The sequence below is a fragment of the Arthrobacter sp. SX1312 genome (genome assembly GCF_002929295.1).
Taxonomy (GTDB): Bacteria; Actinomycetota; Actinomycetes; order Actinomycetales; family Micrococcaceae; genus Arthrobacter_D.
On record NZ_PJIM01000002.1, the window covers coordinates 1,165,286 to 1,180,369 of the forward strand.

The following is a 15,084-nucleotide window of genomic DNA, read 5'->3' on the forward strand; positions in this document are numbered from 1 at the left end:
CCGCACGCCTCTCCACGCCACGACACCCACCAGAGAAAGCAGCCCCATGCAGAACGCACGCCTCACGCTGGACCCCCACTTCGCAGTCGGGCCCATCAACCGCAACATCTTCGGCGGCTTCGTCGAACATCTCGGCCGCCACGTCTACGACGGCATCCACGAGCCCGGGCATGCCACGGCCGACGACGAGGGCTTCCGGCAGGACGTCATCGACCTGGTCCGCGAGATGGGTGTCTCGACCATCCGGTACCCCGGAGGCAATTTCGTCTCGGGGTTCCGGTGGGAGGACAGCGTGGGGCCCCGTGAGGAGCGCCCCACGCGGCTGGACCTGGCCTGGCATTCGACCGAGACCAACCAGGTGGGCCTGCACGAATTCGCATCCTGGCTGCGGAAGGTCGACAGCGATCTCATGCTCGCCGTGAACCTCGGCACCCGCGGCACCCTCGAGGCCCTGGAACTCCTCGAGTACTCCAACCTGCCCAAGGGCACCGCCCTCGCCGACCAGCGCATGGCCAACGGCCGGCCCGATCCGTTCGCCGTCAGGATCTGGTGCCTCGGCAACGAGATGGACGGCCCCTGGCAGCTCGGCCACCGCTCCGCCGAGGACTACGGCAAGCTCGCGTCCCGCACGGCGAAGGCGATGCGGCAGCTCGACCCGTCCATCGAACTCGTGGCCTGCGGCTCCTCCAGCGCGCACATGCCCACCTTCGGCGAGTGGGAGCGCGTGGTCCTCTCGCACACGTACGACGACGTCGACTACATCTCCTGCCACGCCTACTACGAGGAGAAGGGCGGCGACCTCGGCTCCTTCCTCGCGTCCGCCGTCGACATGGACCACTTCATCGAGTCCGTCGTCGCGACCGCCGACCACGTGAAGGCAGTCCGCGGCAGTACGAAGACCATCAACATCTCCTTCGACGAGTGGAACGTCTGGTACATCAGCCGCTTCGAGAACGTCGACAAGATCGAGGGACTCGACAACTGGCCCGTCGCCCCACGCCTGCTGGAGGACTGCTACTCGGTGGCGGACGCCGTCGTGTTCGGCAATCTGATGATCTCGCTGCTGAAGCACGCGGACCGCGTCACCTCCGCATCGCTGGCACAGCTCGTCAACGTGATCGCCCCGATCATGACCGAGCCCGGCGGTCCTGCGTGGCGCCAGACGACCTTCTTCCCGTTCTCCATCACCTCGAAGCTGGCGCGGGGCTCCGTCCTCGAGCTCAAGCTCGACGCCGGTACGTATGAGACCGGCGAGTACGGCGTCGTGCCCCTCGTGGACGCCGTGGCCACGCACGACGCGACGGGCGCCGCCGCCGTGTTCCTCGTCAACCGGTCGCAGACCGAGGAGACGACCGTGACCATCGATGTCGCGGCGCTCCCCGGAATCACCGGGGTGACCGCGGAGTCGCTGTACGATACGGACGTATATGCCCGGAACACTCTCGAGGAGCCCGACCGCGTGACCATGAGACCGAACACCTCCGCCAAGCTCGACGGCGGCGCCGTCACCATCACGCTCCCGCCCGTCTCCTGGACGGCCGTAGCCCTCGCATGAACCGCCAGGCTCCCATCGAATACCGGATCCAGGGTGGCGGGTACACGGCCGTCGTCCTCGGGCTCGGCGCAGCCGTCCGCGAACTCACCCATGACGGCCGTCCGCTCGTGGTCGGGTTCGGTGCACAGGAGGCGATGCCCAACTTCCGCGGCGCCTTCGTCGCCCCGTGGCCGAACCGCATCGGGGACGGTCGGTACGCGTTCGACGGCGCCCACTACGAGCTGCCGATCAACGAGCCCGAGCGCGGCGCGGCCCTCCACGGGCTCGTCTTCGACGTCCCCTGGTCGCTCGTGGAGCACACCGGGTCCTCCGTCACGCTCGCGTGCGTTATCGAGCCGGTCGCGGCCTACCCCTTCGAGGTGGCCCTCGAAGTGCGCTTCAGCGTCAGCGGTGGGGGCTTCAGGACGGACGTCACGGCCCTCAACACCGGTGGTCGGCGCGCGCCCTACGGCGTCTGCCCGCACCCGTATCTCGTCGCCGGGCCGTCGCCCCTCGACGCCTGGGTGCTCGAACTTCCCGCGGCCACGGTCCTGACGGTCACGCCCGACCGGCTGCTACCCGTGGCGAAGGAGGCCGTCGCCGGGACGCCGTTCGACTTCCGGACGGCCCACGCGCTCGGCGACGTGCAGATCGACCACGCGTTCACCGACCTGGAGCGCGACGCCGCCGGCCGTGCCATGGTGCGGGTCACCGACCCGACCCACGGCACCGGGACGGCCATGGTGTGGGACGGGAGCTGCCCGTGGGTCCAGATCCACACGGCTGACCTGCCGCTGAAGCCGGAGAGCACGCGCCTCGGTCTCGCCGTCGAACCCATGACCTGCCCGCCGGATGCCTTCAACACGGGCGAGGACCTGATCGTCCTCGAGCCCGGGGCGACCCACCGGACGGGCTGGACCATCTCGGCCCTGTAGGACCGGCGGAGGTCCTGCTGCGCCCTCTCGCCGCCGCGGGGAACTCTGGTCCCGTCCGGCGTTCGCGGGTACGGTACCCCCAGGCACGGTGAGGAGGCCCGGCATGGACGACCAGGACATCCTGTCCACCATCCGCTCCCTCGTGGAGGAGGAGCACCGGCTCCGGCAGAACGCCGCCACCAGCGTCCGGGGCCACGAGAACGAGGGACGCCTGCGCCGCATCGAGGAGAGCCTGGACCAGTGCTGGGACCTGCTGCGGCAGCGCCGGGCCAAGAAGGAGTACGGCGAGAACCCCGATGGGGCGTCCGTCCGCCCGGTCAGCCAGGTGGAGGGCTACTGGCCCCGGTCGAGGGGCCGGTCCTAGGGCTGCGGGAAGGGAGTTCACCCCAGGAGCTGGTCGAGGGTGACGAAGCCGTGACCGGCGCTGCTGATCCGATCGACGACCCGGGCCAGTGCGTCGGCGCCGAGGGTGCTGCCGTCGTCCGGGCGGGCTCCGGCATGCATGGGGACGATCTCGCCGGGCTGGAGTCCGCCGAGCACCCGGGCGGTGACCGTCTGCGTGCTGATGCCACCACTGGCGCCCTTCCAACCCAGGGTGTCCACGGTCCACCGGACGGCGACCTACCCCCGGTCGTCCACCGCGGCGATCGTCCTCGCGTCCCGATCGCCGAAGGGGAAGCGGAAGAACGGACGGGGTCGGCGCCGGCCCGGGAGGGCTGCCGATCAGTGCAGGATGCGCTGGTACAGCAGGTGGTCCTGCCAGGACCCGGCGATGCGGAGGTAGGACGGCGCCGTCCCGATGAGCGTGAATCCGGCCCGTCGCAGGACGGTCGTCCACGCGGTGTTGTGCGGCAGGACGGACGCCTGGACGCGATGCAGTCCCAGTTCGTCCCGGGCATGCCGCAGCACGTCCTGCAGGGCCGTCGAGCAGACGCCCCGACCCTGCATCCATCGGGCCACCCAGTAGCCGACATGGGCGCTGAGGAACGGACCATGGACGATGCCGGAGAGAGTCATCGTGCCGATGATCCGTTCCTCCGTCGCCAGGACCCACGGCATGTCGGTGCCCGCCGCCCGGCCTTCGAGCCGCCGGGCGATCTGCTCCGCCTGGCCCGCCTCGGTGAAGAAGCCGTCCTCCCGCAGGGGTTCCCACGGCGCGAGGTGCTCCCGGTTGTCCCGGTACGCCTGTGCGAGTGCGGCCGCGTCCGTCGCCCTCAAGGGGCGCAGGCTCACGCCTGATGGGAAGGTGGGTGGGGGCACCCGGTAACTGTAGTCCGCGGTGCCCGGTGCCACCGGTCAGGGCGGGAAGCGGCGGAGAGGATGACGCACGGACGGGACCCGGGCCATCCGTGAGGCGACGCCCACGGACGCGGCCGACTTCGCGCACGCCCAGGGGATACCGGCCCTTCCGGCCGCTTTTCCGCGCTGCCAGACTGTCCCCATGGCCGGAGCCCCTGATGCCCGTATCGACGACTACATCGCCGCGCTGCCCGGCTGGCAGCAGGAGATCTGCCGCACCGTCCGCCGGTTGGTGCACGAGGCCGATCCGGACGTCGAGGAGACGATCAAGCGCACCCGCCAGCCCTACTTCGTGCTCCAGGGCAACGTGTGTGCCCTCCTCGCCGCCAGGGACCACGTCAACGTCTTCCTCTACGACGGCGGCCTCGCGCCCGATCCGCACGGCATCATCACGGGTGGCCACGGCAATGTGACCGGACGGACGATCGCTCTCCACGAGGATCGTCCCGTGAACGAGGACGCACTCCGGGAGATCTTCCGGGCCATCATCGCGGACAACCGCGCCGGCGGTTGGCGCAGCATCACCAAGCGTGCAAACCTAGGCGGATGAGCCCGCTCCAGGACATCCCGACCACCACCGGCCCCCTCTCGGCCTACGTGGCGCGACCCGACGGACCGGTGCGGGGCGGCCTCGTCCTCATCCACGAGGTGTGGGGGCTCGTCTCCCACACCCGCGATGTCGCGGACCGGTTCGCCCGCGAAGGCTACGTCGTCGTCGCCCCTGATCTCCTGGCCGATCACGGCATCGCGGAGGAGGACGGCGCGCGGCTCGGCGAGGCCCTCATGGGGCCGGACGAGGAGACGCGCAACGAGGCACAGCCGACGTTCCGCGCCCTTCTCGCACCGCTGCGGGATCCCGCGTTCGGGGCGCTCACCACGGAGCGCGTCCGGGCGTGCTTCACCTTCCTGCACGACGACGGCGAGGTGGCAGGACGCGTGGGCATCACCGGGTTCTGCTTCGGCGGGACCTACAGCTTCTCGCTCGCCGTCCACGAGCCGCGTCTGCTCGCCTGCGTGCCGTTCTACGGTCACGCGGACTTCTCCGGCGAGGAGCTGTCCCGCATCACGGCGCCCGTCCTCGCCTTCTACGGGGAGGAGGACGAGGGCCTGATCACCGGCCTGCCCGCACTCGAGACGGCGATGGCGGAGGCGGGCGTCGACTTCACCGCCGCGGTGTACCCGGGGGCAGGGCACGCGTTCTTCAACGACTCGAACCGCTTCGCCTACCGCCCCGAAGCGGCCCAGGACGCATGGGCCCGGACCCTGGACTTCCTCGCCCGGTACGTTGCCTGATCCGCAGGGCCCCGGCCGTCACCCTCGGGGTGAGGCACCACCCCACCTCCGGCCCGGGTACCTCGGGCTGGTGTTCCTCGGCGGCATGGGCGGGACCCTCGCGCGGTTCGGGCTGTCCGAGGTCCTCCCGACCCCTGCGGGTCTGCCGGTCGGGATCTTCCTGATCAACATCGCGGGAGCGTTCGCCCTCGGTCTGCTCCTCGAGGCCCTGGCACGCAGGGGACCCGATGCGGGCCGGCGCCGGGGGCTGCGGCTCCTCCTCGGCACCGGATTCCTCGGCGGCTTCACCACCTACAGCGCGCTCGCCGTCGATTCCGCGCTCCTTGTGGGCGGCGGACGGGTTGCGGCGGGACTGGGGTACCTCGCGGTGTCCGTCCTCGTGGGGCTCGGGGCGACGGTGCTCGGGATCGCGGCGGGCAGCCTGGTCCGCCGTCGGTCGTCAGGTCTCGCCGGAGGGCGGGCGTGAGCGTCGGGGTGGTGCTTGCGCTCGGCGTCGCGGGCGGGGTGGGCGCGGTGGCACGCTTCGTGCTCGACGGCGTCATCCGGGCCCCACTCCGGGGCGTGGTCCCCATCGGGACCATGACCGTCAATATCACCGGTTCATTCCTGCTCGGTCTCCTCACCGCGCTCGGGATGGTCAGTGTCCTCACGCCCGAGTGGATCCTGATCTGCGGCGGCGGCTTCCTCGGCGGCTACACCACCTTCAGCACGGCGAGCAGCGAAACGGTCCGTCTGCTGCAGGCGGACCGCATCGGCGCCGCAGTGCTCGCGGGAGCGGGCACGGCACTGGCGGCGCTCGCGGCAGCCGCGTCGGGTCTGTGGGTAGGTTTCCTCGTGGCCGGGCTGGGCGGGAACTGAAGTCCGTCGGCGGGCGCGGCCGAAACCGCCGGACGGGCCGAACCGCCGGACGGACCGAAGCTGATGGGCGGGAGCTGAAGTCCGTCGGCGGGCGGGGCCGAAGCGGACAGGCAGGCAGGACCGAAGGGCCGGCGCCAGGGTGGCGCAGTGACCGCGGCGCTCGCAGTCCGTCGGCCGGAGCGAGCCCGGGTCATGCCGCCCGGGTCATGCCGCCCCGGATCATTCGGCCGGGTCATGCCGCCCTCGTCATCCAGCACCCGTATCCGTCAGGTCGGAAACGGGTGGCTGGTGGGTCGGGATGTCCGCAGGTGTAGCGGCGAGTTCGCCGCGAACTGTACGCCCTGCCTGCCAGTACAGATTCCTTCGGGGGTTGCCGGTTCGTCGTCGATGAGCCGGCGGGGTGAACCACGGGATGCCACCACGCGATTCGACGGTCCACGGGTCCTCATGGATGACGTGGTGGTGACGCGAGCACAGCAGCACCCCGTTGTCGACGCTGGTCACGCCACCCTGCGACCACGGTGTCAGGTGGTGTGCCTCACACCAGCTGGCCGGAATGGAGCAGTCCGGGAACGCGCACCCCTTGTCCCGGGCGACGAGCGCTCGCCGGAGATGTGGTGGGAACAGGCGTTGCGCACGTCCCACGTCGAGCACCTGCCCGTCGCCGCCCAGGACCAACGGCATGATGTCCGCGTCACAGGCCAGCCTCCTGATGGTCCGCACATCGACCTGTCCGGAGAAGACGGCATCGCCGGCCCGGTCGGTCTCGCCGATCAGGTCCTGGTAGTCGATGGTCACCATCACCTGTGGACGATGCCCACCCGTCGCGGGCAGGCCGCCGGTCGACAAGGCGATCCTGCAGGCCGAGACCAGACCGTCGAGGAGTTGCTGCGCCCGGGTCGGATCACCGCGATCGACCGACGGCTCCTGCGAAGCGGGTGCTGACCCGGGAGCCGACTCCCGTGCTGACCCGGGTGCTTGCCGGTTTGTCACCTCAAGTACTACGCCGCCGACCGGGTGTTCGGCATGCCCCGAGGATCCTCTCGGGTTGGCGGCTGCATTCATGACGGTTGCGAGCTGTTCGAACTGCTCGTCCGTGGCGCCGATCTCCAGGACCTGCAATCCATGGCGTCGTCCCTTGAGGAAGACGCCCTGACGCGCCCGAAGCACCTTCTCCGTGGGTTCCTGCCCGTCCTGGTCCAGCACTGATTCCCAGCGGCGCGCCAGGACGCGGAGGATGTCCTCGTCGGACTCGACCGCCTGCCGGGTGAGGTGCTGCTCCATCGACGCAAGCTGATCCGGCGTCGCGAAGGACTGCACCCGCTCGATCGCCTGCGCCACGACGGTGGCGGCACGCGCGCTGATGACGAAGGAGTTCACGGCTTCCCCCAGCACTTCCAGCCGGGGAGGGAGCGGGTTCCCGGTGGGTGACAAGCTCGGCAGCACGACCGCCGCCAGATGCAGACGACGTCTCGCCTCGGTACGGCTGATGCCCAGCGTCTCCCGAAGGAAATCCGCACAGTTCCTGAACCCATGACCGGCATCACCGGCCGAGCTGGACGAGCTGGATGAACTGGATGAACTGGATGAACTGGATGAACTGGATGAACTGGATGAACCGGATGAACCGGATGAACTGGATGAACCGGCCGAGCTGGATGACGTGACCCCGGGGTCCTGCGCCACCGAAGCAGCTTCTGCAGGACCGGATGCGCCGGGGCCGCCGCCCTGTGCCGAGAAGAGGCCATGGTGATCCGCCACCCGGGCGGCGAGGACCTGCAGGTGGTCGACGACCTTCGACACCTGCTCCACATCGACGACGAACCGGAGGGCGTCCTGCCGTGACAGGAGGTGGTGGTACTGGGCCAGGCCGAGCGCACAGTCGCCGAGGACGGTACGAGCCTCCTCCAGGGAGGATCCCGGCCGGGAGGAGCGGGTGATCGATGTGATGGCCATGACTTGATATTATCGAACGCGTGTTCGATTAATCGAGGCGGGGGTGCCATTGTGGAGGGGTAGTGGGACCCTGACCTTCATCGGACTCCGCACGGTGCACACCGGGGTACGGGTGGTGATCGCTACGTGATGCGTCGTGCCTCTCGGTCCGTGTCGATCACCAGGTGGCGGACGCCGTCGACGGTGAGGATCTGACGATCGCCCTGGTCCGTGAAACAGAGCAGCACCGCCCTACACGTAGGGCAGCGCAGCACCATGCCGGGCGCATTCGTGTAGAGCAGCGCAGCGGCCAGCGGGCCGGACGAGCCACAGCCCGCGCACCTGCACTCCGCGCTCGTGAGGTCGGAGACGAACTGGTCGAGCGCCCCGGCGAGGGCGTTGCCGTCGAGGTGGTCCTGGTCGGGGTGGTACTGCTCCGTGCTGTCCATGGCAGTCCTTTCCTAGCCGCCGTACCGCTCCGTGCGGATGCGGCCGGCGTCGTGCCCGTCCTCGACGAGCCACGCGGCGACGGCCTCGACGAAGCCCGTCGAGCCGCAGATGTAGACGGCCGGAGCCTCGTCCGGCGGAAAGCAGGACGCCGTGACGGCCTCGTGCGTGAGGCGGCCGGCCGCCCGGCCGTCGGGTGCCTCGCGTGAGTAGGCGATGTCGATCGTCACCTGCGGATCCTCCTGCCCAAGCACGGCGAGCTCACCCCGGTAGAAGACATGGTCGGGGCTGCGCACCGAGTAGAGCAGTCGCGCCGGTGCGATCGCCCGGGCCTCGGCGTGCGAGCGGAGCATCGCCATGAGCGGGACGACGCCCGAGCCTCCGGCGATCAGCTGCAGCGGACCGGCGAGGTCCGGCGTCCAGGTGAACCAGCCGCCCACCGGGCCGCGGACCTCCAGCCGGTCGCCCACCGACAGGACGCCGACGAGGAAGGGAGAGACCTCGCCGTCGTCGAGCTCCTCGACCGTCAGTTCCAGCTCGCGGGGCGGCACCCAGGCCGCCACGGAGTACGAGCGCACCGCCTGGTAGCCGTCCTCGGCGGTGAGCCGCAGGTCCACGTGCTGGCCGGGCACGCCGGTGACGACGTCGGGGAAGCGGAGCCTCACGGTCCGCGCGCGGGCGGTCTCGGGGCGGACCGCGCTGACCTCGACGTCCTGCCACGTCCGCCTCACCAGTAGCGTTCCTCGCGCCACGGGTCCCCGTACATGTTGTAGCCGTTGCTCTCCCAGAAACCGGGCAGGTCCTGGTCCATCAGGCGTATCCCGCTGACCCACTTGGCGCTCTTCCAGAAGTACAGGTGCGGGACCAGCAGCCTCGCGGGGCCGCCGTGGGCGGGCGGGAGGGGCTCGCCGTCGAACTCGTGGACGATCCACGCCTTGCCGTCGAGGAGGTCGTCCAGCGGGAGGTTCGTCGTGTAGCCGCCGTAGGAGTGCACCATCGCGTACTCGGCCTCGGACTCCACGTCCTCGAACAGGGTGTCGAGGGAGACGCCACGCCAGCTGGTCCCGAGCTTCGACCAGCGCGTCACGCAGTGGATGTCGGTGGTGATGTCCTCCTGGGGGAGTGCCTGCAGCTGCTCCCACGTCCACTGGTGCATCGTGCGCGGACCTTCGGCGATCTGCAGGGTCCAGTCGGCGAGGACGACGTGGGGCGTGGGACCCGCGGACAGCACGGGGAAACCATCGGTGAGGTACTGGCCGGGCGGGAGGTTCGCGTCCCGGTTCTGTCGCCTGCCGGTGAAGCCTGAGGTAGGTATAGCCATGCGATACTCCCGCCGGGGTAGGGCGCGCCGGGTCGATGGTACGACAAAATAGTGCACCTGCCCGATGCTGTCCAGACCGGGACGACGGGCGGTCGCCCTGCCCACTAGTGTGGAAGGGTGCCCCAGGAAACCTTCGACCTCCGTGCGATCGCAGTGGGGGCCTACGGCCCGTCGCTCCTGTACGGGGTCGCCACGGGCGCCATCCTGCCGGTCATCGCGCTGACGGCGCGCGATCTCGGCGCGGACGTCGCGACGGCGGCCCTCGTCATCACGCTCTCCGGCATCGGCTCCCTGGTCACCAATGTCCCCGCGACGCTGATCGCCACGCGGTTCGGCGAACGCAAGGCCCTCGTGGGAGCGGCGCTCTGGTGCGCGGCGGCCATGTTCCTCGCGCTCGCGGCCCCGACGCTGCCCGTCTTCGCGGCCGCCGTCTTCATGGTGGGCATGGCGGGCGCGGTGTTCGGGCTCGCGCGCCAGAGCTACCTCACCGAGGCCGTGCCCGCGTACTTCCGCGCCCGCGCGCTGTCCACGCTCGGGGGCGTCACGCGCATCGGGGTCTTCGCGGGGCCCTTCGCGGCGGCCCTCGCCATGAGCGCCCTCGGGCTCGACGGCGCCTACTGGGTGGGCGGGGTGGCGAGCCTCGCCGCGGCGGCCCTGAGCTGGCGTGTCCCCGAACTCGACGCCCCTGGGCGGATCGCGATGACGGTTCGGACGCCGATCGAGGCCGCACTGGCTCCGCCGACGGTGCGATCCATGATGCGCAGCCACGCCCGGATCTTCCTCACCGTCGGGATCGGGGTCCTGCTGATCGCGGCGGTACGGGCCACCCGGCAGGCGGTCCTGCCGCTGTGGGCCGAGAACATCGGCCTGGACGCCTCGGCGACGGCGCTGATCTACGGACTGTCGGGCGCGATCGACATGCTGATCTTCTACCCGTCCGGCAAGGTCATGGACGTCCGGGGCCGCCGGTGGATCGCGGTCCCCTGCATGCTCATCATGGGCGTCGCGCTCACGCTCCTGCCGCTCACCGGGGACGCGACCGGACTGCTCCTGGTGGCCCTGCTCATCGGGTTCGGGAACGGCATCGGCTCGGGCATCGTCATGACGCTCGGCGCGGACTTCTCACCCTCGCCCGGCCGTCCGCAGTTCCTCGGTATCTGGCGCCTGTTCACGGACGTGGGGACCATGACCGGCCCCGGGCTGCTCGCCCTCGTGACCGCCCTGGCCACCCTGTCGGCCGGCATCTGGGCGACGGCCGTCCTCGGCTTCCTCGGGGCCGGGGTCCTCTGGTACTGGATCCCGCGGGCGGCCCCGGGGTCGGCCGCACCCGTGCGTTCCCGGCGCTGACCCGCGGCGTCAGGGCGTCCGGGTCCTGCCGCATCGAGCGATGCCTCCCGGTGCAGCAGGGCCGGGAGGGGGACTGTTCGACCATGCCCACCCGCCGTCGTCGTGCAGTGGGAGGAGTCGCGGTGCCGCCGGCCTCAGCGCCGCGCCCTGCGGGCGATCGCCCGCGCCGCCAGCGCCGCCCCCGCCGTCGCGGCCACCCAGGGGCCGGCGACGACGATCGGGTCGATCCACAGGTGGTTGACGTCCACGCGTTTCCTGCCGACGCGCGACGCGATCCCGTGCCGCCGCCGCTCCGCGAGGATGCCCGTCTCGGTGACCGGGTTGTCCGGGCGCAGCGAGGCGAACGACCTCAGATGCGCACCCCAGGCGTCCACACGGTCGCCGGCCAGAAGGATGAGCCAGTGGGCGGCCCGCCCCTCGCCGTACCGGTAGGCGTACCGCCGGATGCTCCCCGAGACGCCGTGCAGCGGCGCGCTCGTCCCGAAGACCGGTGTCAGCTGTCCGTGCTCGATCGAGCGTTCACGGCCCTCCCGGCCCTGCTGCTCCTCCGGGTAGTCCCAGTGGGCACCGGTGCCGGCCGGATCGAACACCTCCCGCGGATAGGAGGGCCGGTCCTTCGGGTCCAGGTCCACGCCCCAGCCCGGGATCCTCGCCCGGAGGGCCTCGGCGCTGGGGATGTCCCTGGGCTTGTTCGCGACGTAGGGGGTGGACGGCGTCGATGAGGACATGGGGGTCTCCTAGCTGGGGTCCGCGATGATGAGCGGTTTGATGCATCCGTCGAGCTTCGCCGAGAACATGTGGTATCCCTCGGCGATGTGCTCCAGGGGGATCCGGTGCGTGACGATGTCATTGGGTTTGAGGTAGCCGTTCCGGATGTGCTCGAACAGGCGCGGCCACTGCCGCTTCACCGGCGTCTGGTTCATGCGCAGGGTCAGGCCCTTGTTGAGCGCGTCCCCGAACTTCACGGCGCTGAAGATCGGGCCGTAGGCTCCGACGACGGACACCGTGCCCCCTTTGCGCACGGAGTCGATGGCCCAGTTCAGGGCCACGGGGGAGCCGCCCTGCAGTTTGAGCTTGGTCCCCGTGACCTGCTGGAGGAAGCTGCCGTCCGCCTCCGCACCCACGGCGTCGATCACGACGTCGGCGCCGAGGTAGTCCGTGGTCCTCTTCATCTCCACGATGATGTCGTCGTACTCCGCGAAGTTGAAGGTCTCGGCCTGCGCGAAGACGCGTGCCTTCTCCAGGCGGTACTCGAGGTGGTCGATGACGATCACCCTCCCGGCACCCATGAGCCATGAGGACTTGGCGGCGAACAGCCCGACGGGTCCTGCGCCGAACACCACCACGGTGTCACCCTCGACGATGTCGCCGAGCTGCGCTCCGAAGTACCCGGTGGCCAGGGCGTCCGTGAGCAGCACCGCGTCCTCGCTGTCCATCCAGTCGGGGATGATCGTCGGTCCGACGTCGGCGAACGGCACGCGCACGAACTCGGCCTGGCCTCCGTCGTACCCGCCCGTGGTGTGCGAGTAGCCGTAGATGCCGCCCACCGCCGTGGCGTTCGGATTGACGTTGTGGCAGTTGGAGAACAGCCCACGGGCGCAGTAGTAGCAGGACCCGCAGTAGACGTTGAACGGCACCATCACGCGGTCGCCGCGCGTGAGGTTCCGCACCGACGGGCCCACCTCCTCGACGACGCCGATGAACTCGTGGCCGAACGTGTGGCCGATCCGCGTGTCCGGCATGAGGCCGTGGTACAGGTGCAGGTCCGAGCCGCAGATCGCGGCCGTGGTCACCCGGATGATGGCGTCGTTCGGGTGTTGGATCGTCGGCATCGGCTTCTCCTCGACCCGGATCTTGTACGGGCCGCGGTACACCATGGCTCTCATCGGACGTCTCCCTCGTCGCTGGTCCGGCCAGCGTTGCACCACCGCTGCGGCGGGGCAACGCTGGGCGGACCCACCGAAAAGGACGTGCGCGGCGGCGGCGGGGGTGTTAGTGGGCGGTGCGTGCGGGGGCGGACACGCGGGCCTGCGCTGAGAAGAACCACCCGGCGGCGCCCGCGAGGGTGAAGCCGACACCGATGATCCAGGTGAGCCCCCACCAGAAGAACAGCGGGACGTCGGCGGTGCCCGGTTCGGGGGCCGGACCGAGGGCCAGCACGGAGAGGTAGAGCACCATGGACAGCGCCAGGCCACCGATCCCCAGCACCCAGCACGCCACCAGCCAGCCGCGCCAGGAGGCCCAGTGTGCGTTGTAGCCGTGCCAGCTGTTCCAGTGGTCGCCGGTCCGCATGATGATCAGGCCGCCGATGAGCGTCCAGGTCCCGACGGCGAGGAGCGCGGCGACGACGTCCGCCGGGCGGTGCCAGAGGTTGAAGAACGTGGCCGCGCCCGCCAGGACGGAATAGGACCCGCCGGCGGCCGCGGCGAACGGCCGCCACCGCGGGGTCACGATGATGAAGACGGCGGCCGCCGCCGAGGCTGCGAGCGTCGTATGCCCGGAGGGTAATGAATTGAAGGCGAGTGTCGCCACGCCCCGGTCCGGGCGGTCGAACACGATGTTCTTGAGCAGCTGCGTGGTCAGGTTCGCGGCGAGGATGACGCCGACGGCGGTCACCGCGGCCGCGAGCCGCCGGCGCACCACGGCCACGAACAGGATGGCGGCGGCAGCGACGACCACCGAGACGAGCGGCAGGGTGTCGAGGAACTGCAGGAACGGGAGCTGCGTGTCGGGCGCGGCGACGTCGGCCTCGCGCCAGGCGGATTCGTCCGCGAACTGGCCCCTGGTGGTCCGGACGAAGGCCCAGTAGGTCCAGCCGAGCGCCGAGGCGCAGAAGACCGCGGCCAGCACGAACAACAGCGGCGAGCGTGCTGCCCGCGCCGATCCGGTGGAGGTTCGCTGGGACGTCATCCCGTCCATCGTTCCACACGATGCGTCCGGCTCCGTCACCGTCCTGTGACCTCCGAGGAGGCCGGCAGCTCCCGTAGCCTGAGGGCGTGCACACCTCGGACCCGCCCCTGCCGGACGCCCTTCCCCTACCGGCCCTCGAGGAGGTGGCCGCGTCCGCGCGGATCGTCTCGGTGCCCATGCGCGTGAAGTTCCGCGGCGTCCTCGTCCGGGAGGCCCTGCTGGTCCGGGGGCCGGCCGGTTGGGGGGAGTTCTGCCCGTTCCTGGAGTACGACGACACCGAATCCGCCCCGTGGCTCGCAGGCGCCCTCGAAGCGGCCTGGCACGGCTTCCCGGACCCGGTGCGGTCCGCGGTCCCGGTGAACGCGACGGTGCCGGCCGTCGGTGCCGCCGATGTCGAGGGGGTGCTGGCCCGCTTCGGGGACGTCGGCGCGGTCAAGGTGAAGGTGGCCGAGCGGGGGCAGTCACTCGCCGACGACGTCGCCCGGGTCGCCGAGGTGCGCCGCCTCCTTCCCGGGGCCGGCATCAAGATCGACGCGAACGGCGGCTGGGACGTGGGCGGGGCGCTCCGGGCCCTCGACGCCCTCGGCCGGTTCGGCCTGCAGTACGTGGAGCAGCCGGTGGCGGACATCCCCGGGCTCCGCACGGTCCGGCTCGAACTGCGCCGCCGGGGGGAGACGGTCCTCGTCGCGGCCGACGAGAGCGTGCGGCGCCAGGACGATCCGCTCCGGGTGGCCCGCGAGGACGCCGCCGACGTCCTCGTCATCAAGGCTCCGCCGCTCGGCGGCGTGCGGCGGGCCCTGGACATCATCGACCGCGCCGGGCTGCCCGCCGTCGTCAGCTCCGCCCTCGACACCTCCGTGGGCATCCGCGCCGGGGTGGCCCTCGCCGCCGCGCTCCCGGCACTCCCGTACGCGTGCGGCCTCGCCACGGTCTCGCTCATGGCCGGCGATGTCACCGATACCTCCCTCGTCCCCGAGCACGGGTCCCTCCCGGTGCGGGACGTCGAGGTCTCCCAGGAGCGGCTGGAACGCTACGCGGCCGGCGAGGACCGGCGGCGCTGGTGGCTGGACCGCCTGGCACGGTGCCACGGGGTGCTCGCCGCGGGCCGGCAGCGCTGATGCCTGTTCCGGTCCCGTTCACCGGCGGTTCACCGGCGGGCACCGCGGCTGTTCAGCTGCCCTCGACAGGGTGAGGTGGAACACTGC

Annotated in this window: 18 protein-coding genes; 9 read left to right on the forward strand and 9 right to left on the reverse strand. The window is 70.8% G+C overall.

Annotated elements, in window-relative coordinates:
* Positions 1 to 46: 46 nt before the first annotated feature.
* The 3 genes from CXQ92_RS13000 to CXQ92_RS13010 all read left to right on the forward strand — a co-directional run bounded on the left by CXQ92_RS13000 (position 47) and on the right by CXQ92_RS13010 (position 2,833).
* Positions 47 to 1,555: an alpha-N-arabinofuranosidase gene (locus CXQ92_RS13000; RefSeq protein ID WP_104168097.1), complete on the forward strand. Its 1,509-nt coding sequence runs from the start codon at positions 47 to 49 to the stop codon at positions 1,553 to 1,555.
* Positions 1,552 to 2,469, forward strand: a complete 918-nt coding sequence (locus tag CXQ92_RS13005) for an aldose 1-epimerase family protein (protein WP_104168098.1) — start codon at positions 1,552 to 1,554, stop codon at positions 2,467 to 2,469. The genes CXQ92_RS13000 and CXQ92_RS13005 overlap by 4 nt, the downstream gene beginning before the upstream one ends.
* Positions 2,470 to 2,572: 103 nt before the next feature.
* The gene (locus CXQ92_RS13010) at positions 2,573 to 2,833 is read left to right on the forward strand and encodes a DUF2630 family protein (protein ID WP_104168099.1); all 261 of its coding nucleotides are present in this window, start codon (positions 2,573 to 2,575) and stop codon (positions 2,831 to 2,833) included.
* A gap of 17 nt (positions 2,834 to 2,850) precedes the next feature.
* Here the strand turns inward: CXQ92_RS13010 and CXQ92_RS13015 are convergent, their stop codons facing one another.
* Both CXQ92_RS13015 and CXQ92_RS13020 read right to left on the reverse strand, forming a co-directional pair.
* Positions 2,851 to 3,072 (reverse strand): hypothetical protein, encoded by a 222-nt coding sequence (locus CXQ92_RS13015; protein ID WP_258069904.1) that lies wholly within the window; start codon positions 3,070 to 3,072, stop codon positions 2,851 to 2,853.
* A 120-nt stretch (positions 3,073 to 3,192) separates the two neighbouring features.
* Positions 3,193 to 3,729 (reverse strand): GNAT family N-acetyltransferase, encoded by a 537-nt coding sequence (locus CXQ92_RS13020; protein WP_104168259.1) that lies wholly within the window; start codon positions 3,727 to 3,729, stop codon positions 3,193 to 3,195.
* A 181-nt stretch (positions 3,730 to 3,910) separates the two neighbouring features.
* On the opposite strand from CXQ92_RS13020, the gene CXQ92_RS13025 reads away from it, so the two are divergent.
* From CXQ92_RS13025 to crcB, 4 genes are read left to right on the forward strand one after another with little or no spacing between them, the layout of a single operon-like run.
* Positions 3,911 to 4,318, forward strand: coding sequence for a DUF1801 domain-containing protein (locus CXQ92_RS13025; RefSeq protein WP_104168100.1), 408 nt, complete (start codon positions 3,911 to 3,913; stop codon positions 4,316 to 4,318).
* Positions 4,315 to 5,061: a dienelactone hydrolase family protein gene (locus CXQ92_RS13030; RefSeq protein WP_104168101.1), complete on the forward strand. Its 747-nt coding sequence runs from the start codon at positions 4,315 to 4,317 to the stop codon at positions 5,059 to 5,061. The genes CXQ92_RS13025 and CXQ92_RS13030 overlap by 4 nt, the downstream gene beginning before the upstream one ends.
* On the forward strand, positions 5,054 to 5,527 hold the full coding sequence (locus CXQ92_RS13035; protein ID WP_258069905.1) for a CrcB family protein: 474 nt from the start codon (positions 5,054 to 5,056) through the stop codon (positions 5,525 to 5,527). The genes CXQ92_RS13030 and CXQ92_RS13035 overlap by 8 nt, the downstream gene beginning before the upstream one ends.
* Positions 5,524 to 5,919, forward strand: a complete 396-nt coding sequence (gene crcB, locus CXQ92_RS13040; protein ID WP_104168102.1) for a fluoride efflux transporter CrcB — start codon at positions 5,524 to 5,526, stop codon at positions 5,917 to 5,919. The genes CXQ92_RS13035 and crcB overlap by 4 nt, the downstream gene beginning before the upstream one ends.
* 246 nt (positions 5,920 to 6,165) lie before the next feature.
* On the opposite strand, the gene CXQ92_RS13045 is transcribed toward crcB, so the two are convergent.
* From CXQ92_RS13045 to CXQ92_RS13060, 4 genes are all read right to left on the reverse strand, one after another.
* Complete coding sequence (locus CXQ92_RS13045; RefSeq protein ID WP_104168103.1) at positions 6,166 to 7,875, reverse strand: HNH endonuclease signature motif containing protein; 1,710 nt, start codon at positions 7,873 to 7,875, stop codon at positions 6,166 to 6,168.
* Between the two features lie 122 nt (positions 7,876 to 7,997).
* Positions 7,998 to 8,303, reverse strand: a complete 306-nt coding sequence (locus CXQ92_RS13050; RefSeq protein WP_104168104.1) for a DUF6510 family protein — start codon at positions 8,301 to 8,303, stop codon at positions 7,998 to 8,000.
* A gap of 12 nt (positions 8,304 to 8,315) precedes the next feature.
* Positions 8,316 to 9,032 (reverse strand): FAD-binding oxidoreductase, encoded by a 717-nt coding sequence (locus CXQ92_RS13055; protein WP_219815723.1) that lies wholly within the window; start codon positions 9,030 to 9,032, stop codon positions 8,316 to 8,318.
* Entirely contained in the window at positions 9,029 to 9,622 is a 594-nt protein-coding gene (locus CXQ92_RS13060) for a sulfite oxidase-like oxidoreductase (RefSeq protein WP_104168106.1), read from the reverse strand. The genes CXQ92_RS13055 and CXQ92_RS13060 overlap by 4 nt, the downstream gene beginning before the upstream one ends.
* A 117-nt stretch (positions 9,623 to 9,739) precedes the next feature.
* Here CXQ92_RS13060 and CXQ92_RS13065 point away from each other — a divergent pair, with 117 nt between their 5' ends.
* Positions 9,740 to 10,969, forward strand: coding sequence for an MFS transporter (locus CXQ92_RS13065; protein WP_104168107.1), 1,230 nt, complete (start codon positions 9,740 to 9,742; stop codon positions 10,967 to 10,969).
* 134 nt (positions 10,970 to 11,103) lie between these two features.
* Here the strand turns inward: CXQ92_RS13065 and CXQ92_RS13070 are convergent, their stop codons facing one another.
* The 3 genes from CXQ92_RS13070 to CXQ92_RS13080 form a co-directional block, all read right to left on the reverse strand.
* On the reverse strand, positions 11,104 to 11,697 hold the full coding sequence (locus CXQ92_RS13070) for a hypothetical protein (protein WP_104168108.1): 594 nt from the start codon (positions 11,695 to 11,697) through the stop codon (positions 11,104 to 11,106).
* A gap of 9 nt (positions 11,698 to 11,706) precedes the next feature.
* Positions 11,707 to 12,855 carry a zinc-dependent alcohol dehydrogenase gene (locus tag CXQ92_RS13075; RefSeq protein ID WP_104168109.1) on the reverse strand — a complete coding sequence of 383 codons (1,149 nt, stop codon included), beginning with the start codon at positions 12,853 to 12,855 and terminating at the stop codon, positions 11,707 to 11,709.
* 106 nt (positions 12,856 to 12,961) lie between these two features.
* Entirely contained in the window at positions 12,962 to 13,879 is a 918-nt protein-coding gene (locus CXQ92_RS13080; RefSeq protein ID WP_146067468.1) for a phosphatase PAP2 family protein, read from the reverse strand.
* A gap of 86 nt (positions 13,880 to 13,965) precedes the next feature.
* Between CXQ92_RS13080 and CXQ92_RS13085 the strand changes: the two genes are divergently transcribed.
* On the forward strand, positions 13,966 to 14,997 hold the full coding sequence (locus tag CXQ92_RS13085) for an o-succinylbenzoate synthase (RefSeq protein WP_104168111.1): 1,032 nt from the start codon (positions 13,966 to 13,968) through the stop codon (positions 14,995 to 14,997).
* Positions 14,998 to 15,084: the final 87 nt, after the last annotated feature.